This is a genomic window from Actinoplanes sp. NPDC051537, from assembly GCF_055586105.1.
Genome location: NZ_JBVJIU010000013.1, coordinates 128,741 through 152,090, shown reverse-complemented (window position 1 = coordinate 152,090; position 23,350 = coordinate 128,741). Strand labels below are relative to the sequence as shown.

At 72.8% G+C, this 23,350-nt stretch carries 16 protein-coding genes; 10 read left to right on the top strand and 6 right to left on the bottom strand.

Annotation, left to right across the window (positions count from 1 at the left end):
• Positions 1 to 46 precede the first annotated feature (46 nt).
• The 7 genes from ACZ6TB_RS30390 (at position 47) to ACZ6TB_RS30360 (ending at position 7,067) form a co-directional block, all read left to right on the top strand.
• Complete coding sequence (locus ACZ6TB_RS30390; protein WP_465559668.1) at positions 47 to 1,324, top strand: Gfo/Idh/MocA family protein; 1,278 nt, start codon at positions 47 to 49, stop codon at positions 1,322 to 1,324.
• A 198-nt stretch (positions 1,325 to 1,522) separates the two neighbouring features.
• On the top strand, positions 1,523 to 2,467 hold the full coding sequence (locus ACZ6TB_RS30385; protein ID WP_465559665.1) for a carbohydrate ABC transporter permease: 945 nt from the start codon (positions 1,523 to 1,525) through the stop codon (positions 2,465 to 2,467).
• A 9-nt stretch (positions 2,468 to 2,476) separates the two neighbouring features.
• The gene (locus tag ACZ6TB_RS30380; protein ID WP_465559662.1) at positions 2,477 to 3,352 is read left to right on the top strand and encodes a carbohydrate ABC transporter permease; all 876 of its coding nucleotides are present in this window, start codon (positions 2,477 to 2,479) and stop codon (positions 3,350 to 3,352) included.
• 22 nt (positions 3,353 to 3,374) lie between these two features.
• Positions 3,375 to 4,709, top strand: coding sequence for an ABC transporter substrate-binding protein (locus tag ACZ6TB_RS30375; RefSeq protein WP_465559659.1), 1,335 nt, complete (start codon positions 3,375 to 3,377; stop codon positions 4,707 to 4,709).
• 29 nt (positions 4,710 to 4,738) lie between these two features.
• Positions 4,739 to 6,199, top strand: coding sequence for a glycoside hydrolase family 36 protein (locus ACZ6TB_RS30370; protein ID WP_465559656.1), 1,461 nt, complete (start codon positions 4,739 to 4,741; stop codon positions 6,197 to 6,199).
• Entirely contained in the window at positions 6,196 to 6,447 is a 252-nt protein-coding gene (locus ACZ6TB_RS30365; RefSeq protein WP_465559654.1) for a DeoR family transcriptional regulator, read from the top strand. The genes ACZ6TB_RS30370 and ACZ6TB_RS30365 overlap by 4 nt, the downstream gene beginning before the upstream one ends.
• Positions 6,444 to 7,067, top strand: coding sequence for a maleylpyruvate isomerase family mycothiol-dependent enzyme (locus ACZ6TB_RS30360; protein WP_465559651.1), 624 nt, complete (start codon positions 6,444 to 6,446; stop codon positions 7,065 to 7,067). The genes ACZ6TB_RS30365 and ACZ6TB_RS30360 overlap by 4 nt, the downstream gene beginning before the upstream one ends.
• A gap of 16 nt (positions 7,068 to 7,083) precedes the next feature.
• Here ACZ6TB_RS30360 and ACZ6TB_RS30355 read toward each other — a convergent pair whose 3' ends face one another.
• The 6 genes from ACZ6TB_RS30355 to ACZ6TB_RS30330 form a co-directional block, all read right to left on the bottom strand.
• Positions 7,084 to 7,701: a hypothetical protein gene (locus tag ACZ6TB_RS30355; RefSeq protein ID WP_465559649.1), complete on the bottom strand. Its 618-nt coding sequence runs from the start codon at positions 7,699 to 7,701 to the stop codon at positions 7,084 to 7,086.
• 94 nt (positions 7,702 to 7,795) lie between these two features.
• Positions 7,796 to 10,453 (bottom strand): bifunctional YncE family protein/alkaline phosphatase family protein, encoded by a 2,658-nt coding sequence (locus ACZ6TB_RS30350; RefSeq protein ID WP_465559646.1) that lies wholly within the window; start codon positions 10,451 to 10,453, stop codon positions 7,796 to 7,798.
• Between the two features lie 76 nt (positions 10,454 to 10,529).
• Positions 10,530 to 11,873: an ABC transporter permease gene (locus ACZ6TB_RS30345; protein ID WP_465559643.1), complete on the bottom strand. Its 1,344-nt coding sequence runs from the start codon at positions 11,871 to 11,873 to the stop codon at positions 10,530 to 10,532.
• A complete protein-coding gene (locus ACZ6TB_RS30340; RefSeq protein ID WP_465559640.1) occupies positions 11,870 to 12,781 on the bottom strand; it encodes an ABC transporter ATP-binding protein in 912 nt (303 codons plus the stop codon). Before ACZ6TB_RS30340 ends, ACZ6TB_RS30345 begins: the two co-directional genes overlap by 4 nt.
• Before the next feature lie 124 nt (positions 12,782 to 12,905).
• A complete protein-coding gene (locus ACZ6TB_RS30335; RefSeq protein WP_465559637.1) occupies positions 12,906 to 13,202 on the bottom strand; it encodes an STAS domain-containing protein in 297 nt (98 codons plus the stop codon).
• Positions 13,199 to 17,284, bottom strand: coding sequence for a SpoIIE family protein phosphatase (locus ACZ6TB_RS30330; RefSeq protein ID WP_465559634.1), 4,086 nt, complete (start codon positions 17,282 to 17,284; stop codon positions 13,199 to 13,201). The genes ACZ6TB_RS30335 and ACZ6TB_RS30330 overlap by 4 nt, the downstream gene beginning before the upstream one ends.
• A 162-nt stretch (positions 17,285 to 17,446) precedes the next feature.
• Here ACZ6TB_RS30330 and ACZ6TB_RS30325 point away from each other — a divergent pair, with 162 nt between their 5' ends.
• The 3 genes from ACZ6TB_RS30325 (at position 17,447) to ACZ6TB_RS30315 (ending at position 23,346) form a co-directional block, all read left to right on the top strand.
• Entirely contained in the window at positions 17,447 to 19,279 is a 1,833-nt protein-coding gene (locus ACZ6TB_RS30325) for a S8 family serine peptidase (RefSeq protein WP_465559632.1), read from the top strand.
• Positions 19,280 to 19,292: 13 nt separating this feature from the next.
• Positions 19,293 to 20,063, top strand: coding sequence for an SDR family NAD(P)-dependent oxidoreductase (locus ACZ6TB_RS30320; protein WP_465559629.1), 771 nt, complete (start codon positions 19,293 to 19,295; stop codon positions 20,061 to 20,063).
• Between the two features lie 79 nt (positions 20,064 to 20,142).
• Positions 20,143 to 23,346 carry an FtsX-like permease family protein gene (locus tag ACZ6TB_RS30315; RefSeq protein ID WP_465559627.1) on the top strand — a complete coding sequence of 1,068 codons (3,204 nt, stop codon included), beginning with the start codon at positions 20,143 to 20,145 and terminating at the stop codon, positions 23,344 to 23,346.
• The last annotated feature ends 4 nt before the right edge of the window (positions 23,347 to 23,350 follow it).

Genomic DNA, 23,350 nt, shown 5'->3' with positions numbered 1-23,350 from the left:
CGGCCCACCCCTTGACGTGTCGTGGCGACTCCCGCCCAATATCGCTATGGAGTTTACAAAGTACCCGACGGTTGGCAAGCCCACGCTGGCGGTGGTGGGTGCGGGCATCCGCGGCCGGCAGTACTCCCGCCTCGCCGAGGAGAGCGGGCGGGGCCGGGTGGTCGCGGTGGCGGAGCCGGATCCGGCCCGGCGAGCGGCCTTCGCCGAGGCGTACGCGCTGCCGTCGTCCGCCGTTTTCGCCGGTTGGCGGGAGCTGGTCGCCGCCGGGCGGGTCGCCGACGCCGCCGTCATCACGACCCAGGACCGGCTCCATCTCGACCCGGCCGTGGCGCTCGCCGGTCAGGGCTACCACCTGCTGCTGGAGAAGCCGATGGCGCCGACCGAGCAGGAGGCCGCGCGCATCCGGGCCGCGGTCGACGAGGCCGGCGTCATCGGCGCGGTGTGCCACGTGCTGCGGTACACCGGCTACACCCGCCTGCTGAAGGACCTGCTCGACTCGGGCCGGATCGGCGAGCTGGTCAGCGTGCAGCATCTGGAACCGGTGGGCTGGTGGCATCAAGCGCATTCGTTCGTACGGGGTAACTGGCGCAACGAGGCCGAGTCCGGTCCGATGCTGCTGACCAAGTCCTGCCACGACCTCGACTGGCTCGCCTACCTCGTGGGGGACGCCCCGAGCGCGGTGGCGTCGTTCGGCGGGCTCGCCCACTTCCGCCCGGAGAAGCGCCCGGCCGGCGCCGCGGACCGCTGTGTGAGCTGCGCGGTCGAGCCGGACTGCCCGTACTCGGCGGTGCGGCTCTATCTCGGCTGCCTCGGCGACGAGCGGCGGACGGTGTGGCCGCTGGGCGCGGTGACCGGCGACGCGACCCGCGAGGGCGTTCTCGAGGCGTTGCGGGAGGGCCCGTACGGCCGATGCGTCTACGACTGCGACAACGACGTGGTCGACCACCAGGTCGTCGCCATGCAGTATCCGAACGGGATGACCGCGACGTTCACGATGACCGCGTTCTCGGCGATGGGCCGCCGCCAGACCCGCCTGTTCGGCAGCCACGGCAGCATCGAGGGCGACGGCCAGGTGCTGCGGGTGACCGATTTCCGCACCGGCGAGACCGAGACGCTCGACTCGGCCGGACCGGGCGACGGGCACGCCGGCACCGGCCACGACGGCGGCGACGGCGGCCTCGTGGAGGCGTTCCTCGCCGCCGTCGGGGCGGGCGATCCGGGTCTGCTCAGCTCCGACATGGCGACCAGCCTGGCGTCGCACCGGGTGGTCTGGGCGGCCGAGCGGGCCCGGAAAACGGGAACGGTGGTCAACCTCAGCTACTGACCGAGAAGCCGTCGACGGCGAGGACGTCGACGCACGGATCAAACCTCCACGCGAGGAGAGCGGGCGTCCTCGTCGGCATTCGATTACGCGGAGGTGTTGACAAAGTTTCCATGAGCTTCATCATTATTAGCGCCCGCCTCGAGCCCGCCGCAAGACGCAAACCTCGAAGATCTTCGATTGACGAAAAGAGGTCGGATCGTGACGCTCAACCCCGTCGCGGTGACCGTCCCGCCGGATGAGCCGCCCGCCGCCGTGGCCGCCACCGGCTCCCGCCGGCCACGCGACGACCGCCGGGTCGCCTGGCTGTTCCTGCTGCCGGTGCTGATCGGCTTCGCGGTGTTCTACCTGTACCCGACGATCCGTGGCGCCTGGTACTCGCTCACCGACTACAGCCTCCTCAGCGCCCCGAAGTTCGTCGGCGCCGACAACTACGCGCACCTCGCGACCGACCGCCAGTTCTGGGACTCGATGCGGGTGACGGCCTACTACGTCGTGCTGAACATCGGCTCACAGACGCTGCTCGCGCTGGGCCTGGCCGCGCTGATGCACCGGCTCACCCGCTCGCTCGTGCTGCGGGCCACGCTGCTGCTGCCCTGGCTGGTGCCGAACGTGACCGTCGGCCTGCTCTGGATGTGGCTGCTGGACGCGAATCTCGGCTTCGTGAACCACCTGCTGACCGCCGTCGGGCTGAGCAACCAGGGCTTCCTGACGTCGCCGGGCTGGGCGCTGCCGTCGATCGCGGCGATCAACAGCTGGGCCTACACCGGGTACACCGCGCTGCTGCTCTACGCCGGGATGCTGCAGATTCCCCAGCACCTGTACGAGAGCGCCGCGCTGGACGGGGCGGGCGAGCTGAAGATGTTCCGCAAGATCACACTGCCGCTGCTCCGGCCCGTACTGGCGCTGGTGCTCGTCGTGTCCTTGATCGGGTCTTTTCAGATCTTCGACACCGTCGCCGTCACCACCCAGGGCGATCCGGCGGGCGCCACCCGGGTCATCTACTACTACATCTACCAGCAGGCATTCACGTACTTCCACATGGGCTACGCCTCGTCCGTGGCCATGGTCCTGGTGGTCATCCTCGGCCTGCTGACCGCCGTGCAGATGCGGTTGCTGCGCGCCTCCCGATCCGATCTGACCTGAGGGGCAGCGATGCGACTCAACCCCGGCCGCATGGTCGCGTGGACCGTGCTGGCCGTCTTCCTGGTCGTCACGATCCTGCCGTTCTACTGGATGATCCGCACGGCCATCACGCCGGCCGGCGACATCTTCACCGACAGCACCAACCTGCTTCCCGCTCACCCCACGATGATCAATTTCTGGCGGATCCTGGGCCTGGTCGACGCGCAGACCGCGCGGGACGCCGGCGGCTCCGGCGCTCAGATCAACTTCCTGCGGTACACCCTCAACTCCGCCATCTACTCGCTGGTCATCGCCGGCGTGCAGACCTTCTGCTGCGCCATGGCCGGGTACGCGTTCGCGCGGCTCCGCTTCCCCGGCCGGGACGTCGTCTTCGCCGTCATGATCGCCGCGCTCATGGTTCCGCCGATCTTCACGCTGCTGCCGAACTTCACGCTCGTGAAGAACCTCGGCCTCATTGACACGTTCGCCGGCATGGTCGCCCCGGCGCTGCTGATGACCCCGTTCGCCGTCTTCTTCCTCCGCCAGTTCTTCCTCTCGGTGCCGCGTGAGGTCGAGGAGGCGGCGGTCATCGACGGCGCCGGCCGCTGGGGCATCTTCTGGCGGGTCGTCATACCGATGAGCCGCGGCCCGCTCATCACGATCGCGCTCACCACCTCGGTGTGGGCGTGGAAGGACTACCTGTGGCCGCTGCTCGTCGGCCGCGGGGAGCAGACCCGCGTGCTGACCGTCGCGCTCGGGGTGTTCCTCCAGCAGTCCCCGAACACCCAGCCGGACTGGACCGGGCTGATGGCCGCCTCCGCGCTGTCCGTCCTGCCGGTCCTCGCGCTGCTCGTCTTCCTGGGCAAGCGCCTCGTGCAGTCACTCAATTTCACCGGCATCAAGTAACTTCCCCGAAAGGAAACTCCCCGTGCTCCGTCGATCCCTGGCGGCGGCGCTGACCGCCGCTGCCCTCGCCACGTCCCTGGCCGCCTGCTCGGACGGATCCACCTCCGACGACTCCGGCCCCGTCACCCTCAACTACTGGCTCTGGGACGACAAGCAGTTGCCCGCGTACCAGGCCTGCGCCGACGCCTTCACCAAGGCCAACCCGGCCATCACCGTCAAGTTCACCCAGACCGCCTGGGACCAGTACTGGCAGAACCTCACCACCCAGCTGGCCAGCGGCAGCGCCCCGGACGTCTGGACCGACCACGCGTCCTACTATCCGCAATTCGTCTCGAGCAACCAGATCCTCGACATCCAGCCGTACGTGGACAAGGACAAGGTCGACCTGACCCAGTTCCAGGCGGGCCTCGCCGACCTGTTCGTCAAGGACGGCAAGCGATACGGGCTGCCGAAGGACTGGGACACGATGGCGCTGGTCTACAACACCAAGCTGGTCAAGGACACCAGCGGCCTGGACGGGCTGACCTGGAACCCCGCCGACGGTGGCACGTTCGAGAAGGCCATCGCGGCGGCGACCGTCGACGCCGCGGGGCACAATGGACTCGACCCCGCCTTCGACAAGGCCCACGTCAAGGTCTACGGCTTCCTGCCCGAGTGGGCGGACGGCGCGCAGGGCCAGAACGGCTGGGGTGACCTGGCCGTGTCCAACGGGTTCAACTACCTCGACAAGAACCCGTGGGGCACGCACTACAACTACGACGACCCGAAGCTGACCGAGACGATCGCCTGGTTCAAGCACCTCATCGACGCCGGCTACGCGCCCAAGTTCGACAAGCAGTCGACGCTCAGCCGGGACGCCGTCATGGAGTCCGGCACCGGCGCCTTCACCGTGGCCGGCTCGTGGACGATCGGCACCTACCTCGGCGACGCGGCCAAGCAGAAGTACGCGTTCGCGCCGCTGCCCACCGGCCCGGCCGGCCGCAAGACCGCCATCAACGGCCTGTCCGACGCCATCTACGCCGGCACCAAGCACCCCGACCAGGCGTGGGCCTGGGTGAAGTTCCTCGGCTCGCCCGGCTGCCAGAACCTGGTCGGCGACAAGGCCGTCGTCTTCCCCGCCATCAAGTCCGGCACCGACAAGGCCCTCGCCGCGCACAAGGCGGCCGGCCGCGACGTGCACGTGTTCACCGACGAGGCGACCGCCTCGGGCGGCACGTTCTTCCTGCCGATCACCGACCACGGCAACGAGGTGAGCCAGATCGTGCAGGACTCGATCCAGTCGATCGTGCTCGGGCAGGCGCCGCCGGCCGACGCCCTCAAGAAGGCCAACGACCAGGTCAACGGCCTGCTCCAGTAACTGCTCGGCACAACCGCACAAGGAGAATCATGGCTGAGCTCGTGCAGCTCGACGGACGTCCCTTCGCCTTCCAGCACTCCGGCGGCGGGACAGCGCGGCCCGCACCCGGCGGCGTCCTGCTCCCTCCGGGCCGCGTCGCGATCCTGCACGGGCTCGGCGATGCCTCGTTCTATCGCCACGGCCAGAACTCGTGGAGCCCGTGCGGGTGGCGGCGGCTGAGCGAGCCGCCGCTGCGCATCCCGAACCCGGAACGGATGGTCACCGCCGACGACCCGCGGTTCGACGACCCGGCCCGGCACCACGGCTCGGCGGTGGCGGCCCTGCGCGGCGAGGACGGGCGCACGCTGCTGCTCGGCGCGCTCGGCCGGGACACGCCACGGCTCACGGCCGACCGGGACACCCTGGCCGGCTGGTACTTCTCGGGGGGCGGGGACTGGTTCCTCGCGTACGGGGAGGAGGACGTTGTCTTTCGCTCGTACACCGACCTGCTGGCCGAGCGCTTCGGTGGCGTGCGGCGGCGGGCCGGGAACGTGTGGTGCAGCTGGTACGCCTACTACGAGAACATCACCGAGACCCAGCTCGCCAAGGACGTCGGCGACCTGGCCGGGCTGCCGTTCGACGTCGTGCAGATCGACGACGGCTGGGAGGAGACGGTCGGCGACTGGCGGCCGAACGCGAAGTTCCCCAGCGGGATGGACGCGCTGGCCGGCCGGATCGCCGACGCCGGTTTCACCCCCGGCCTGTGGCTCGCGCCGTTCATCGCACTGCCGCACTCCGAACTGGCCCGGGAGCGCCCGGACCTGCTGCGGCCCGAGGTGGCCGGCTACAACTGGGGCGGGCCCTATCACGCGCTCGACCTCGCGCTGCCCGAGGCCCGCGAGCACGTCGCCGCGCTGATCCGCACGGTCGTGCACGAGTGGGGCTTCCGCTATCTCAAGCTGGACTTCATCAACGCCGCCGCCCTGGGCGGCGAGGAGGTCTACCGCTCGGCGCTCGAACTGGTGCGCGAGGCCGCCGGCGACGACGTCTACCTGCTCGGCTCGGGCGCGATCCTGCTGCCCTCGCTGGGGCTGCTCGACGGCCTACGCAGCGGTCCCGACGTGGCGCCGATGTGGGACAACTACGCCTCGGCCGACCCGTCCGACGCCACCGCCCGCAACGCCGTCGTCAACAGCGTCCACCGGCTGTGGTGGTCGCCGCTGGTCGAGGTCGACCCGGACGTCGTCTACTTCCGCGGCAAGCTCAACCTGCTGACCCCGCAGCAGCTCGGCTGGCTGCGCGACCTGGCCGACATCTGCGGCTTCCGGGCCGTCTCCGACCCGCCCAGCTGGCTCACCGCGGCCGAGCTCGAACAGCTCCGGGAGTACCTTTCGGCGCGACCGGAGATTCGGCGGCTGTCCCGCTACCGGTTCACGGTCGGCGGCCGCGAGGTCGACTTCGGACCGGCGGTGTCCGGCGACAGCGGCGGCCAGCTCTATCCGATCTCGTGACGCTCTTGCCGGCGCTGCGCCACCGCCGCATCGTGGCGCTGCTGGAGCGCCGGGAGTACGCCACGGTGGCCGAGGTCCGCGCGGTGACCGGCACGTCGGCCGCCACGGCCCGCCGCGACCTGGCCCGGCTGGCCGCGGCCGGCCACCTGACCCGCGTCCACGGCGGCGCCATGCGGTTGAGGTTGCCCCACCCTGTTCGGGTGATGTCGCCGCCACTACCGGCCCGGACGGGCATCATGACCTGGTGACGGACACCTGGAACGCGATCCGCGCCGAACGGGCCGCGCTGGCCGACGCCCTGGCCGCACTTCCGCCGGACGCCTGGGATCATCCCTCGCTGTGCGCCGGCTGGTCGGTGCGCGACGTGGTGGCCCACCTCGTCGCCACCGCCCGGATGACCCCGCCGGCCTTCTTCGGCCGGATGATCGCCAGCGGCTTCAACTTCCAGGCGATGACCACGGCCAACATCCGGCGGGTGGCGGACGGCCGCGGCAACACCGATCTGGTGGCCGACTACCGCACGCTGGTCGACGCCCGCACCGGCCCGCCCGGCCCGGCCACGTCCTGGCTGGGCGAGACGATCGTGCACGGCGAGGACGTGTTCCGCGCCCTGGGCGGATACCGCGACCACCCGGCCGAGCACCTGGTCGCGGTGGCCGACTTCTACGCCGGCAGCAACATGCTGATCGGCGCCAAGACCCGCGTCGCCGGCGTCCACCTCCGGGCCACCGACGCCGACTGGTCGCACGGCGACGGCCCCGAGGCGGCGGGCCCGCTGGTCGCCCTCGTGCTGGCGATGACCGGCCGCGTCCAGCCGCTGGACGACCTCACCGGCGAGGCGGTGGCGGTCCTCCGCGGCCGGACGTGACCGGCCGGCCGCCGACTCAGCGACGGATGGCCTCGGGCAGCACGCCGGGGGCGATCGGGCAGGTGATGATGCAGCCACCGCCACCACCGCCACCACCACCGCCGCCGCCGCCTCCGCCTCCGCCGTTGAGGATGGCGGCGCACTGGTCGGTGGTCACCGAGGACTGGGCGGAGATGTGGATGAGGCCGACGGGCGGGTAGTAGCCCGCCGGGAAGTAGACCCACGCCTCGGCCGATGAGAGCCACGGGCCGGCGGCGCACGGGCCCTGCGGGTAGGTGTCGACCTCGCTGGTGTCCCAGTGGGCCAGGTAGGGCTGGGACTCGACGATGCCGCCCCAGTAGAGGGTGTGGGTCTGGGCGATCTCGGCGACCCGGTTGGTGCAGTGGGTGACGCCGGTGGCCACGACGATGGGGTAGCCGGCGCCGTCCGGGGCGGCGTAGGGCGCGCCGGTCGAGATGCGGCAGGTGATGGTGCGCGGGAGGTCCTCGCCGGCGGTGGCGGCGAAGCCGCTGTCGGCGACGGCCGTGATGGTCGTCGTGTCGGCCGCCTGCGCCGGATCGGCCAGGGCGACCGCGAACAGGGTGGTGGCCGCGCCGAGGGCGACGGCCAGGAGTCGTGCGGCTGTTCTCGACATATCGACAGGGTTGCGCCCGGCTCTGACGCGGCCCTGAAGCGAGCCTGAAAACGGTGGATGGCCCCGGCCTGCGCCGGGGCCATCGTTCACCGGGTCAGTCCGACTCGGCCGCCGGGACGAGCGCGCCCGGCACCTGCGCCGGGGCGACGATCGCCGACTCGCCCGGATAGGGCTTCTTCCAGTCGTGCGACTGGTACCAGGAGAAGTGGTTCATCTGGGCCGGGTTCGCGAAGTCGGCCTTCGCGGTCGGGCCGGTCAGCCGCTGCTGCACCCGCCACGCGTCCCACTGCGCCGCGATCTGCTTCTTGTCCGCCGGCACGACGCCGGTGGGTGCGGCGGCGGCCGTCGGGTCCTGCGCGGCCGGGACGTCGGCCCCGCAGGCCGGCAGGGTGGTGAGGCCGGCGGTCAGCGAGGTCCGGTTGGCCAGCGCCGTGAACGGCGTGTAGTTCGGCTTCGCGGTGAACGCCGCCGTCATCGGGGTGGCCGCGCTGTCCTTCTGGTTCATCGGGTGCACGCCGAGGATCTGCTCGATCGTACGGACCATGGTGATCTGCGAGTAGTAGTGGTTGTCCACGACACCGCGCTTGGCGTACGGGCTGATGATCTGGATCGGCGCCCGGTGGCCGTCGATGTGGTCGAGGCCCGCCTGGGAGTCGTCCTCGACCACGAAGATCGCGGAGTCCTTCCAGTACTTGCTGTGCGAGATGGTGTCGACCAGCTTGCCGACCGCGAGGTCGTTGTCGGCGACCTGAGCGGCGCCGTTCGGCGGGCCGCCGGTGTGGTCGCTGGAGAACCAGAACATGTTCAGGTTCGCGGGGCCGTTCTTGAGGAAGTCCTTCTTCCAGATCTCGTACCGGTAGAGGTCCGGCACGTCGGTGTCGAACTTCGGGAAGCCGGGCACCGAGACCGCGTTCAGCGACGGGATCGGCGAGGAGGAGACCAGCGGGTACGCCGTTTCCGCCCCGGTCGTCATGTTCTTGCTGTCGCAGTAGAGGTTCTGCCAGGTCGCGCCCGCCGGCTTGGTGAGGAACTGGTGGAACTCGCCGAAGTCGCGGACGGTCTTGCCGGCCGCCTGGGCGCCGGTCCAGATGAAGCCGGACTTCTGGTGGCCGAGCGCGTCGTCCTCGGTGTCGTAGCTGCGCAGGTACTCACCGGCCGAGGACTCGGTGTACTCGGGGTCGTCGGCCTGCATCAGCCAGTTGTGCCCCTCGGCCGAGTTGGTGCCGATGTCGTACGTGTTGTCGTAGAGCCCGAACTGCTGCACCAGCGCGTGGTTGTTGGGCGTCACGTTCTCGCCGTACTCGGCCAGGGCCGGGTCGCCGTTGCCGCTCGCGATGTCGCCGAACATCTGGTCGTAGGTGCGGTTCTCCTTGACGACCAGGAAGACGTGCTTGATCGTCGACGGGTCGCCGAGCCGTGCCGGGACCGGGGTCGCCTTGGTGTGGCGCGATCCGTAGGTGACCGAGCCGGGCGTCCAGCCGTTCTGCGCGAACACCTTGCCGGTCGACTCCCGGATGACCCGGTCGCTCGGCAGCGTGAACTTCACGACGCTGGAAGTGGTGTCGTGGGTGCCGTGCCCGGCGGCCGTGGTCGGCCGGCGGGCGTCGATGCCCCGCGTGTTGGAGACCAGGATGTCCTTGCCGACCGTGGCGAGCTCGGCCGGGAAGTAGTCGGCCGGCAGCAGGCCGATGTAGCTGACCGGGAACTGCGGGCTGAAGTAGCGGTAGACCGCGATCGCGTTGGCCCGGCCGAGCGACACCAGCAGGTGCCCGTCGCCGGTGAGCGTCACCGCGTCCGGCTCGTAGCCGACCGACGCCTCGGGCCAGGGCCGGGTGGCGATCGTCTGGACGACCTTGTTGCGGTTGGTGTCGATGACCGACACGTCGTTGGTGGCCGTGTTCGTGACGAAGACGGCGCCGCGCGCCGCGTACACGGCGGTCGGGTGCAGGCCCACCTTGATGCTCTGCACGGCCGCCGACGGGTTCGCCACGTCGATGACGCTGACCGTGCCGGTGGTCGTCGACGCGGTCACCGGGTCGGCCGGCACCGGGGTGTTGTACGAGTTGATGGTCGTGTCGCCGGCCTGCGCGGTGCGGCCGCCCTCGTTGCTGACGTAGAGCCGGTGGCCGACCATCGCGATGTCCCGCGGCGCGTTGCCGACGGCCCAGGTCCGGGTGATGGCGCCGGTGGCCGCGTCGATGGCGACGACCTTGTTCTGGCCGTTCACCGCCGAGTAGACGGTCGCGCCGTCGGCCGAGAAGACGGCCTGGGCCACGAGCGCCCGCTTGGCGCCGTCGGCCGCGATCGGCACGAACACCGGGTCGGCGAGGCTGCCGTCGGCGTTGACGGTGAACCTGCGGTAGCCGTCGGCCTGGCCGAGCCACAGCTGCGAGCCGTCGGGGGAGTAGGCGGGACCCTCCTGGCCGACATCGTTGCCGCTGATCTTCAGGTCGGCCTTGGCGTTGTTGCCGACCAGCTGCTGGACCTTCCACGACTTGAGGTCCACGATGGCCAGCGCCATCCCGCCGTCGGCCACGGCGGCCGCGAGGTGGGTGCCGTCGGGGCTGACCGACGACGACATGATCTTGCCGTTGTTGATGACGAGGCGGGTGCCGATGGGGTCGATGTACTGGTCGGCGGAGACGACCTGGCCCCGGTGGGTGACCTGGCCGACCTGATCGGTGCCGAACTGATGCGTCTGTGCGGACGCGATGCCCCCGCCGGCGACGACCACGAGAACGGTCGTGCCCACGGTGAGCAGAGATGTCCGGCGCCCGACGCGAGCGCGTCGACGGCGTGTTACCTGCATGGAGAGCTGTCCCTTCGGCTCAGTGGTGCAGCAGATCGACATTGCCGTCGAACTGCCAGAGCGGGTTCGGTGCGTCCCCGGACGGGGTGTGCACCAGGAAATAGCCGTTGACTTCTTTCGGCCCGTCGCCGTCGGCCATGTAGCGGCCGTCGGGGGTGAGGTCGAGCTGGTAGATGGCCTGTCCGGCGGCGTCCACCCCGGGCAGGCGCCAGGAGACGACGCAGCGCCAGTCGTTGCCGGCGCCCTCGGGGTCGAGCTTGCCGCCGCCTTTGGTGCACTCGGCCGTGGCCTGGAGCTGCTCCTCGGTGACGTCGGGGCGGTTCAGTTCCCCGGTCTGGATGCGGTAGAGGTGGGCGAACGCGGTGGCGACCGAGCGCTGCACCTTGTCCTGCTCGATGCCCGATCCGGTCGCGCCGGTGGTGACGGCGATCGCCCCGGCCGAGACGGCGAGCAGGACGACCAGCGGCAGCACGCCGTAGCGGAGGGCGCGGCGGCCGGATCCGTCGTACGCGAGGTCGGTGAAGTCGCGCCGCACGAACAGCAGATAGGCCAGGCCGGTCGCGACCACCGCCCAGAGCAGGCTCACGCCGACGCCGATCAGCAGCGGTCCGGTCTGGGCCGGTCCGGTGAACAGCCCGGTCCAGGAGAGGAACGCGTAGCCGGGCAGGGCCAGGCGCACGGCGACCGGCAGCGGCAGCATCTGGGCCAGCTGGAGGGCGAGCGCGACCAGCGCGGGCAGCAGCAGGCCCATCGGCGAGCGGCCGAGCATCACGGAGCCGAGCAGGCCGATCGCGGCCAGGGCCAGGGTCGGCGCCAGCGCGCAGACCCAGGCGAGCACCACCCGCGCCGCCGCGTCGCCGGCGCTCAGCAGATGTCCGTCCAGGCCGGTCAGCGGCCGGTCGCCGACCGCCAGGAGGCCGCCGATCGCGCTCGAGACGAGCAGCCCGGCCACCAGCAGCAGGATGACGGTGAGGCTGGCCAGCGCCTTGGAGACGAAGATGCGCCGGGGTGAGCGGACCGCCACCAGCAGATGCCGCCAGGTGCCGAGCCGGTCCTCGGCGGCGAAGATGTCGCCGGCCACCAGCGAGGTCAGCAGTGGCAGCGCGTAGAGGCCGGCGAAGCCGAGCATCACCAGCGGCGCGGCCCAGCCGGTGGCGTGCATCCAGCGGCCGAACAGGGTGTCGACCGGCAGCGTGCTCTGCAGGCTCACGGCGGCGACGAACAGGCCGGGCCCGAGCCAGCAGGCCAGGATCAGCAGCCGGATCCGCCATTGCGCGAACAGCTTCACCAGCTCGAAGCGGTAGCCGCGGGGCACCGACACGGGCCGGGCGGCGACGGCCGGGCGTTCGAGGGTCGTGGTCATGACGAGGTCTCCGTGAGGGCCAGGAACGCCGCCTCCAGCGGCGACACCACGGGCGTGAGCTCGCGTACGGCGATCCCGTCGCGAATCAGGCCGGCGACCAGCTCGTCGAGGGCCGGAACCAGCGCCTGTACGACCAGCGGGTCTCCGTCGGCGACCGTCACCCCGGCGATCCGCAGGGCCAGCGCCCGGGCGGCGGCCGGGTCGGAGGTGACCAGGCGGTAGTCGAGGGCGCGGTTCTCGGCGGCCAGCTTGGCCGGCGGCCCGGAGAAGGCGACCCGCCCGGTGGCGAGGATGGTGACCTCGGAGCAGAGCGCCTCGACGTCGTCCATCCGGTGGCTGGAGAGCACCACGGTCGCGCCCCCGGCCGCGAGCCCGGTGAGCACCCGGTGCACGTGCCGCTTGCCGGTCGGGTCGAGGCCGTTCGACGGCTCGTCCAGCACCAGCAGGCGGGGCCGGGTGAGCAGGGCGGCGGCGAGGCCGAGCCGCTGCCGCATGCCGAGCGAGAAGCCGTGCACCCGGTCGTCGGCGACGTCGGTGAGCCCGACCTCGCCGAGCACGTCGCCGATGTCGGCGGTGCGCCCGTCGCGGCCGCGCAGGCCGGCCAGCGCCGCGAGGTTCTGCCGGGCGGTGAGCGACGGGTAGAGGCCGGGACCGTCGACGAAGCCGGCGACGCCGTCCGGGGCGTCCAGCGCCCGGCGGACCGGCGTGCCGAGGATCTCGAGGCTGCCGCCGTCGGCGACGGCCAGGCCCAGCATCAGGCCGAGCAGCGTGGTCTTCCCGGCGCCGTTGGGGCCGACCAGGCCGTGGATCTGGCCCTGGGCGACGTCCAGGTCGACGCCGTCGAGCGCCACGACCTCGCCGAAACTCTTCGTGACCCCGCGCGCCCGGATAGCCCGGACAGTCTCCATGCGCCGCCCCTCCTACGAACCGTAGGAATAGATGTACATCGCAGGAAGCGGCGGGCGGTTGAACGCAGAAGGAACAAGAACGGAAAAGGGCATCCGTCCCCGTCTATTTTAGACGGCGATCGAATCAGCGCTGGATCGTGGTGAGGTCGTCCATCCCGGCGATGGTCAGGACCGGGCTCAGCAGCGGCGTCGCGAGCAGCCGCAGGTTTTCGACGTGCGGGAACAGCGCGGCCAGCCCGGCGCTGTCGATGTACTCCACCTGGGTGAGGTCGACCACGAACGGGCCCTCGCTCGCCCGGCCGGCCTCGTTCAGGGCGTCGCCGAAGGTCTCGGCGTTGCTCATGTCGATCTCGCCCACGGCGACCAGGACGATGGTGCCGTCCTTGCGGCGATCGGTGGCGAGAGTCAGCGCAGTGCTCATCCCGGAATCCTCGTGTGCAGGTCGACGATGGTGCCGGCGGCGCCGGTCGTGATGGTCACCTCGGTCATCAGCGCCCGCATCAGCATGAGGCCGCGGCCCCGGTGCGGGTTGGCCTCCGGCTGCGGGGTCTTCCAGCCGCCGCTGTCCGAGACGGTCAGGCGCAGGCTGCCGGCGGTGGCCGCGGCGACCAGGCGGATCCGGCCGCGGGTGACGTTGCGGTGCCCGTGCTCGATCGCGTTGGCGCACGCCTCGCCGGCCGCGACCAGAACGTTCTGGGTCGTGGTGGTGTCGATGCCGCAGCGGGCCAGCCAGCCGCGCAGCGACGAGCGCACGGTGGCGAGCCGGCTCGGCTCGGCGTCGAAGTCCAGCTCGAGCGGGCCGGGCTGGCGGTACAGCAGCAGGGCCACGTCGTCGTCGAAGCCGCCGTCCGGCGCCATGCCGGCCATCACGTCGGTGGCCAGGTCCTCGAGCGTGGCGGACCGTCCCTGCTGGACGGCGGCGGCGACCCGGTCGATGCCGGCGGTCAGCGGCTGCCGGCGGCGCTCGACCAGCCCGTCGGTGTAGAGCAGCAGGGTCGCCCGGGGCGGCACGGTGTAGCGGGCGTCGGGCCGGTCGGTGACCGAGCGGACCCCGAGCGGCCGGGACCGGCCCTGGTCGAGCAGGTCGATGGTGCCGTCGGCGCGGCTGACCACGGCCGGCGGATGCCCGGCGCTGGAGTACGCGAGGTCGCCCGTCGCCGGGTCGAGCACGCCACAGAAGACGGTCGCGCACATCGCGCCGGGCAGCTGCGCGGCGAACCGGTCGAGCGCGGCCAGGGTCCGCGCCGGCTCGGGGTTCTGCAGCAGCAGGGCCCGGCACGCGCTGCGCAGCTGGCCCATGACGGTGGCGGCCTGGAGCCCGTGCCCGACGCAGTCGCCGACCACGATGCCGATCCGCCCGTCGGCGAGCGCGACGGTGTCGTACCAGTCGCCGCCGACCTTCAGCGGGCGGGTCGCGGGCGCGTACCGGACCGCGAAGCCGATCGGCAGCTGGGCCGGGCCGAGGATGGCCCGCTGGAGCGCGAGCGCGGTCTCCCGCTGCTGGTCGATCTGGTGAATCCGGTGCAGGCCCTGCGCCAGGTGGCCGGCCAGCAGCGCGAGCAGGGTGCGGTCCTGCTCGGTGAACGGACGGTTCTCGGCCAGCTCGACGCGCAGCGCCATCGTCCCGTCCGGATGCTCGAGCGCCACCCCGGCCCCGCCGGTCTGCTCGGCCACCGGGGCGAGCAGCGGCGCGTCCCGCAGCCAGTCCAGCGCCCGGCGGCGCGGCTCGTCGAGGTCGTTCCAGGACTGCTCGGGCTCGGTGGTGAGCAGGGCGGGCACGTCCGAGCCGCCGAACACCGCCGCGTACACCTTCGTCGCCTGCCACAGCCCGGCCAGCTCGGCCAGCACGCTGCGCATCGCGCCGGTGAGGCTCTCGGCCTGGGCGAGGCGCACGCTCAGCGCGGCGAGGGCGCTGTCGCGCTGGACGGCGTAGTGCTCGGCGGTGACGTCGCGGAACGTGCCGACGATGACGTTGCGGCCGGTGTCCGGGTCGGCGACCTGGTTGAAGGACGCCGCCGCCCACAACACGTGCCCGTCGCGGTGCAGAAGCGGGACCGTGTACGAGCCCCGCTGCTGGGTCCGGAGCAGGTCGAAGGCGGCGACGACCTGCCGGTAGCCGTCGGGGTCGGCCCGCTGGTCCGGCCACCAGGGGTGGACCGGCGCGTACGGCAATCCCTCCGGCCCGTAGCCGAGGATGTCGGTGAAGGTCGAGTTGATCTCGATGACCGAGCCGTCCTCGTCGCAGACGAAGAACGCCTCCTGGAGCGAGTCGATCAGCGCCGTGCGCCACCGCGCGTGGTGGTAGCGCAGGCGGGACAGCTCCACGTTGGCCTGCACCCGGGCCAGCAGCTCGGCCGAGGAGAACGGCTTGACCAGATAGTCGTCGGCGCCCGCCTCGAGGCCCTCGATCGAGGCCTCCTGCCCCGCCCGCGCCGACAGCAGCAGCACCGGGGTGCCGGCCGTCCGCGGGTCGGCGCGCACCGCCGCGACCAGCTGAAGGCCGTCCAGCACCGGCATCATCACGTCGCTGACGATGAGGTCGGGCTTGCGGATGCGGGCGGCGTCGAGCGCGGCCTGGCCGTCGGCCACCGCCTGCACGTCGTGGCCGGCCGAGCGCAGCAGCCGGGTCAGGTAGTCGCGCATGTCGGCGTTGTCGTCGGCGACCAGCAGCCGGGCCGGTGTGCGGGCGGCGCGGCCGTTCACGGTCTCGGTCGGCGCCTCGTCGTCCTGCCCGGCCCAGCGCAGGGCCTCCTGCACGTAGGGGTCGGCGGTCGCCGACACGGCGCCGGCGCCGCCGGCCGACACCAGCGTCCCGGCCGGCAGGTGCCCGATCCCGAACGGCACCCGGATGACGAACGTGGTGCCCACGCCGGCCACGCTGTCCGCGGTGATCGTGCCGCCGTGCAGCTCGACCAGCTCCTTGACCAGGGCCAGGCCGATGCCGCTGCCCTCGTTCGAGCGGGACCGCGCGTTCTCGATGCGGTGGAACCGCTCGAAGAGGCGGGGCATCTCCGGCCCGGGAATGCCGATCCCGGTGTCGGTCACCGTCACGACGGCGTGCGCATCCCCGGCCCGTACGCCGATCCGGACACTCCCGGCGAAGGTGAACTTCAGCGCGTTGCTGAGCAGGTTGAGGACGATCTTCTCCCACATCCCGCGGTCGAGGTACACCGGCTCGTCCAGCGGCGGGCAGTCGACCTCGAAGGTCAGCCCGGCCCGCTCGACCGCCGAGCGGAACACGCTGGCCAGCTCCGCGGTGGCGGTGGACAGGTCGACCGGCTCGTAGCGGGCCTGCATGCGCCCGGCCTCGATGCGGGAGAAGTCGAGCAGCGTGTTGACCAGCTTGCCCAGCCGCAGCCCGTTGCGGTGGATGACGTCGAGCTCGGCGCGCACCCAGTCGTCGCCGATCGAGGCCCGGGTGCGCAGCTCCTCGACCGGGCCCATGATCAGGGTGAGCGGGGTGCGGAACTCGTGGCTGATGTTCGAGAAGAACGCGGTCTTCGCCCGGTCGAGCTCGGTCAGCTCCTCGGCCCGGCGCTGCTGGGCCTCGTAGCCACGGGCGCTGCCGATGCCGGCCGCGACGTGCCCGGCGGCCAGCTCGACGAAGCCGCGATAGCCCTCGTCCAGGGCCCGGTATCGGTTCAGCGCGGCCACCGTGAAGCCGTACGGGGAGTCGCCCTGGCGCAGCAGCGGCACCAGCAGCGCCTGGGTCGGCGGGTCGGGCCAGTCCCCGGCCGGCAGGTCGGCGATGCCGTCGAGCGGCACCAGCACCGACTCGCCGCCCCTCGGCGCCTGCGGCAGCCAGCGCGCCGGGTCGCCGGCCGGGTGCCCCGCCGCGATGCCGGTCGAGCCGGCGAGCCGCGCGCCGCCGCCGTCTCCGTCGAACAGGTAGGTCAGCGTGAACGGCAGGTCGCGCGGGTTGCGGGCGAGCTGAGCCCCGGCGAACGCCAGCACCTGCTGCTCGGTGCGGATCGCGCTGGGGTCGGAGCCGAGGTCGCGCAGCGTCGCCATCCGCCGCTCGCCGATCACCCGGTCGGTCTCCTCGCTGACCACGCACAGGAAGCCCACGACCGCGCCGTCGTCGTCGCGCAGCGGGCTGTAGGAGAACGTGTGGTACGTCTCCTCGGGGTAACCGGACCGCTCGAGGAACAGCAGCAGCGCCTCGTCCCAGGTCGCCTCGCCGGTGGCCAGCACCGACTCGATGCGGGGACCGATGTCGCCCCAGATCTCGGCCCACACCTGGCTCGCCGGCCGGCCCAGCGCCCACGGGTACTTGCGGCCCAGCGTGTCGCGCCGGTAGGCGGCGTTGCAGAAGAAGGTGAGCTGCGGGCCCCACGCCATCCACATCGAGAAGCGCGAGGACAACAGGATGCTGACCGCGGTGCGCAGGCTCTGCGGCCAGCCGCCCGGTGGGCCCAGCGGGGTCGCCTCCCACACCACGGTTTCCAGGTCGCTGCCGACATCACCACCCCCGGCGAACACCTGCCGCACGTCCTCGCTCATCGCCCGTGCTTTCCCCGATCATCGCCCGCCCATGCCTGCCCGGCACAGCATGCCAAACATCGACGGCAAACCGCTGGTGCCTACCACGTCCGGGGCATACCAAGCGCGAAAATCCGGCGATTTCTCCTTGAGTCGGCGCGCCCGCCGCCGATGCGGCACGGCATGAGTTCCGGTCTGCGCCACCTCGCCGTCGTCTCCGCCGTGCTCGCCGGGTCGCTCGGCGCCGCCGCGCCCGCGCTGGCCGCCGCCACGTCGCCGGCCGGCGCCACCGCCGGCACCGTCGCGCAGGTCATCGGGGCCGACGGCAGCATCGACTTCGTCCCGGTCCAGGGGCGGACGGTGGCCGACGAGGTGCGGATCGCCGACTCGCTGCCCGGGTCGATCGGGCACGCCTTCGAGCAGCCGGTCTCCGTCGAGGCGGCGACCAGCAACGACACGTACCGCGGCGCCGAGTGGGACATGGACACGCTGCACGTGGACGACGTGAAGCCGTACCTCTCGGCGCTGAGCGGGCAGATCGTGGCCGTCATCGACTCCGGCGTGAACGCCGGCATGGCCGACTGGAACCCGGGCCAGATCCGCTGCGACCTGGGCGCCGACTTCGCGAACGACGCCTACACCACCAGCTCGGGCGGCAACGGCTGCGTCGACCCGCACGAGCACGGCACGCACGTGGCCGGGACGATCGGCGCGGTGGGCGACAACGGCGTCGGGGTGGAGGGCGTCGCGTCGGGCGTGCAGATCATGCCGGTACGCGTCCTCGACGCCACCGGCAGCGGCAACAGCACCACGACGGCGCAGGGCATCGTCTGGGCCGTCGACCACGGCGCGACCGTGCTCAGCATGTCGCTCGGCGGGGGCTACTCGGCGTCGTACGACACGGCGATCCAGTACGCCACCGACCACGGCGTCACGGTGGTGGCGGCGGCCGGGAACAACGGCGCGCAGGACAACGCCAAGATGTGGCCGGGCGCCTCGCCGGGGTCGATCTGCGTGACCGCGACCGACCGGACGAACGCGATCGCCTCGTTCTCCAACCACAGCGGCACGGCCACGATCGCGGCGCCCGGGGTCTCGATCCTCAGCTTCGATGCCAAGACCGGGTCGTACGCCTCCATGTCCGGCACGTCGATGGCGACGCCACACGTGTCGGGGGCCGCCGCCCTGTACCGGGCCGCGCACCCGTCGGCGACGCCGGCCCAGGTGACGGCCGCGCTCAAGACGTCGGCAACCGACCTCGGCGCCGCCGGGTGGGATGCCTACTTCGGGGCGGGGCTGCTCAACCCGTACCGGCTGATCACCGGTGTTGATTTTGGCGCCACGCCCGCGCCCACGGTGACCCCGACCGCCCCTCCCAGCACTGCTCCGACCACCGCGCCCACCTCCGGGGCTCCGACCACCGCGCCCACCTCCGCGGCTCCGACCACCACGGCCCCGAAGCCCACTCCCACGCCGACCACGCCGGCGCTCTCCGCTCCCGCCGCGCCCTCCCGGCTGACCGCGACCTCCGCCGCCGGCGCGGTGAGGCTGAGCTGGACCAAGGTCACCGGAACGACCGCCCGGCCGCTCACCGGATACCGCGTCTACCGCGGCTCGACGCTGCTGGCGACGGTCTCCTCGACCACGGTCGGCTTCACCGACAAGGTCGCGGCCGGCGTCACGTACACCTACACCGTCCGTTCCATCGGACCGGCGGGGCTCTCGGCGCCGGTGACCGTGCGCGCCGCGGCGAAATACCCGGCCGGCACCATCAGCGCGTCGGCCGGCTCGAAGATCGCCGTCAAGGGCGCGAACCTCAAGCCCGGCACGAAGCTCACCGTCCAGGAGACCTACGGGAGCAAGACGGTGACGCTGGGCTCGGCCACGGTCGGCGCGAACGGGACCGCCGCACTTTCGGTCACGCCGGCCAAGACGAAGACCGGGACGCTGGTCGTCAGCGGGACCGACCGCAACAACGGCGCGGTGAAGTCGCGCATGACCGTCACGCGGAAGTGATTAAGGTTCACTCATGAATCTTGGTCTGGCGGGCAAACGGGTAGTGGTCACCGGCGCGGGCAAGGGCATCGGCCTGGCCATCGTGCGCGGCTTCGTGGACGAGGGCGCGACGGTGATCGCCGGCTCCCGTCGCATCACGCCCGAGCTGGCGAAGCTGGACGGGGTCACCGCGGTCGAGGTCGACCTGGCCGACCAGGCGGGGCCGGCCGCGCTCGTGGCCGCCGCCGGCGACCGGATCGACGTGCTGGTCAACAACGTCGGCATCGCGCCGCCGCGGCCGCAGGGCTTCCTCGAGGTCACCGACGACATGTGGGCCGCCACCTGGAACCTCAACGTGATGTCCGCGGTCCGCGCGGTCCGCGCGGCGCTGCCGATCATGCTCGCCGGCGGTGGCGGCGCGATCGTGAACACCGGCTCGGTCAACGCCCGGCTCGCCGACCCGCTGGTGATCGACTACTCGGCGGCCAAGGCGGCGCTCACCAACTTCGCCAAGTCGCTGTCGAAGGAGTTCGGCGGGCGCGGGATCCGGGTCAACACGGTCGCGCCCGGCCCGGTCGCCACCGACCTGTGGCTCGGCGGCAACGGGGTGGCCGCGACCGTGGGCGCCGCGCAGGGCATCGACCCGGCCGACGTCGAGGCGGGCGCCAAGGCGGCCATGGTCACCGGGCGCTTCACCCGGCCCGAGGAGGTCGCCGACCTGGTGTTGCTGCTGGCCAGTGAGCGTTCCGGCAACGTCACGGGGGCCGAGGTGACGATCGACGGCGGCATGATCACGACGGTCTGAGGCGCTCTGTCCACAGGGGTGCCCGCCGCGCGCCGATCCGGCGTAACCTCCCGGGAAACTTCCGCGGGGGAGGTGTGGCATGTTCGCACTGGTCTGGGGCGCCGTCCGCACCCGCCGTGCGCAGGTGCTCACGGTCCTGATCCTCACCGCGCTGGCCGCCGCCGTGGCCGCGGCCGGTCCGTGGTTCGCCGCGGCCGGCGGCGCCCGGGCGGCGGCCGCCGACGTCGCGGGCGCCCCGGCCGGCGACCGCACCCTCTCGATCCGCAAGATGGTCGACACCCGGGGCGACCCGCAGGGCGCGATCGACCAGTTCGCGGCCGACACGCGCGGGCTGCTCCCGCTGCCGGCCACCGACCCGATCAGCGGGCTGGTGCTGCCGCTGATCATCACGCGCGGCTCCGACACGCCCTCGATGGCGATCGCCTACCGCGACGGGCTCTGCGACCACCTGCGGCTGGCCGGCCGCTGCCCCGAGGCGGCGGGCGAGGCGGCGATCAGCGTCAACGCGGCACAGACCCTCGGCCTCGGCCCCGGCGGCCGGCTCGAGCTGCGCACGGCGCCCGACGCGAAGCCGCTGGTGCTGCGGGTCGTGGCGACCTACGCGCTGGACGATCCGGGCGGCGCCTATTGGAGCAACCCGCTGTTCCAGGCCGGGGGCGGTCTCGACCCGGCCTTCACCCCGGTCGGCACGTTCCGGTCCGCGGGGCTGACATCACCCACGATCACGTACGACGTGCAGGTCCCCGACCGGCTGGTTCGCGGCGACGACGGCTATGACCTGGGCGGCGTGCTGCGGGCCGCCCATCGGGACCTCAGCGCCGCCCAGCTGCTCCTGGTCAACTCGACCGGCCCGCTGCTGACCGCGATCGCCCGCGACCGGCAGGCGATCGACCGCGGCGTGTTCGTCGCGGTGCTGCAGGTGCTGGTTCTGGCCTGGTTCGCGATCGGGCTGGCCGGCCACTACACGGGCCGCGACCGGCGCGGCGACACGGCCCTGCTCAAGCTGCGTGGCAGCGGCCGGGGCGCGATGCTCCGGCTGGCCTGGGGGCAGCACCTGGTGCCGCTCACCCTCGGCGCGCTGGCCGGCGTGCCGCTCGGCTACCTGCTGGCCCAGCTCCTGGCCGGGCGGGTCGAGCGGGCGGCCGACCGGCACGACGCGCTCGTGCTCTCGGTCGCGGCGGCCGCCGCCGTGCTGGTCGGCGGCCTGGCCGTGCTCGCCCTGATCGAGGCGGCCGCGCTGCGCCGTCCCGTCGCCGAGCTGCTCCGCGAGATCACCGGCGGCCGCGGCGACTGGCGCGGCGGCCTGGCCGACCTGCTGCTGCTCACCGTGGCCGTCGCCGCGATCTACCAGGCCCGGGCCGGCGCGGCCGTCGGCGGGCTCGCGCTGGCCGCCCCCGCCCTGGTCGCCCTCGCCGTGGCTCTGCTGCTGGCCCGCCTGCTCGGCCGCCTGGCCGACCGCGGCGGTGGCGCCGCCGTCCGCACCGGCCGCCTGCGCCTGGGCCTGACCGCCGTGCAGGTGTCCCGCCAGCCCGGCAGCGACCGCGTCTTCGCCCTGATCGTGGTCGCGGTGGCCGTCTTCACGACCGCCGTCGGCGGCTACGCCGGCGAGCGCACGGCCCGGCTCCAGCGCGCCGCCGCCGAGCTGGGCGCGTCCCGCGTCCTGACCGTCCAGGCCCCCAACCGCACGGCCCTGCTGGGCGCCGTCCGCCGCGCCGACCCGTCCGGCCGCCAGGCGATGGCCGCCGTCGTCGACACCAGCACGAGCCCGCCGATCCTCGCCGTCGATGCCTCCCGCCTGGCCGCCGTCGCCCGCTGGCGTCCGGAGTACGGCCCGGTCGGCGCCCTCCCCGCCCCTGCGCCCTCCCCGCCCGATCCCGGGCCGGCCTCGGGTGGTGCCGGGCCTGCCTCGGGTGGTGCCGGGCCGGCCTCGGGTGGTGCCGGGCCTGCCTCGGGTGGTGCCGGGCCGGCCTCGGGTGGTGCCGCCCCCGCCTCGGATGGCGCCGCGTCCGCCTCGGGTGGTCCGTCCGCCTTTCCGGCGGTGACCGGGGGTGGGCTGGCGGTGCGGGTTCGGTATTCGGGGTCGCGGGCGGCCGAGCTCACGCTGACGTTGCAGCACGAGGGGAGCGGCGCGCCCGTGCCGGTGCGGTTCGGGCGGCTCGCGGCGGGGGAGCAGACCCTGCGGGCGTCCGCTCCCGGCTGTGCGGTGGCGCCGGGGTGCCGCCTGCTGCGGTGGGATCTGACCGGGACGGCCGATCCGGCCGGGCGGGTCGGGTCGCTGCCGCCGGGGACGTCGGTCTCGGTGCGCGGGCTCGAGCAGGCCGGCCCGCCCGCGGTGATCCTCGACCGGGCCCGGCTCGGTGACATCGCGCTCTGGCGGTCGGGCAGCTCGGGAACGGCCCTCGATCTGGCCGCCGCCGGCGGGGTGCTGACCCTGTCGACCGCCGCCGGGCCGGGACAGCCGGGCACCGCGGCCTATGCGGTGGACACCGAGCTGCCACTGCCCGTCGTGCTGGCCGGGCCCGCGCCGCCGCACTGGCAGTTCGGGGAGCCCACGTTGCTCGCGTTCGGGCGGGAACCCACGCCGGTCCGGGTCGTCGGTGGCGCCTCGGGGCTGCCGGTGGTCGGGCGGCAGGGCGTGCTCACCGATCTCGACGCGACCCGGCGGATCATCGGCGACGGGGTTCCCCCTGGAAGGTTCCAGGTGTGGCTGGCCGACGACGCGAGGGAGGGAATCGTGGCGGCGCTCGAGCGTGAGGGGCTGACCGTCGCCGCCGACGAGTCGATCGGGGAACGGGCCGCCGGGCTGGCCGACCAGGCGCCCGCAGTGGTCACGCGCTTCTCGCTGGTCGCGGGGCTGGTCGTGCTGCTGCTCGGGGCCGCGGCGCTCGCGGTGGCCGGCACCGTGGACCGGCGGTTCCGGCTCGAGCAACTGCGGGCGCTACGGGTGCAGGGCCTGGCCGGGCCGGTCGCGGTCGTCACCGCGTACGCGGGAATCGCCTCTCTGATCGTCGCCGGCCTGGCCGGTGGGCTGATCGCCGCCCTGCTCGCCCGGCCGATCGCGCGCATCGCCGTGCCCGCGTTCGCCGACGGCTGGGACGTGCTGCCCCCGCCCGGCGCCCTCGGCCCGGTGGCGCTCGCGCTCGCCGCCGTGATCGCGCTGCTCGTGCTCGGCCTCACCGGATGGCTCGCGCTGCTGCCGCTGACCCGTCCGCTGCGCCGCGAGTCCGCCGGCGCGCCGCCCGCCCTTCCCGCCCGCCGTGCTCGCCCGGAGGCCGGCCGATGATGTC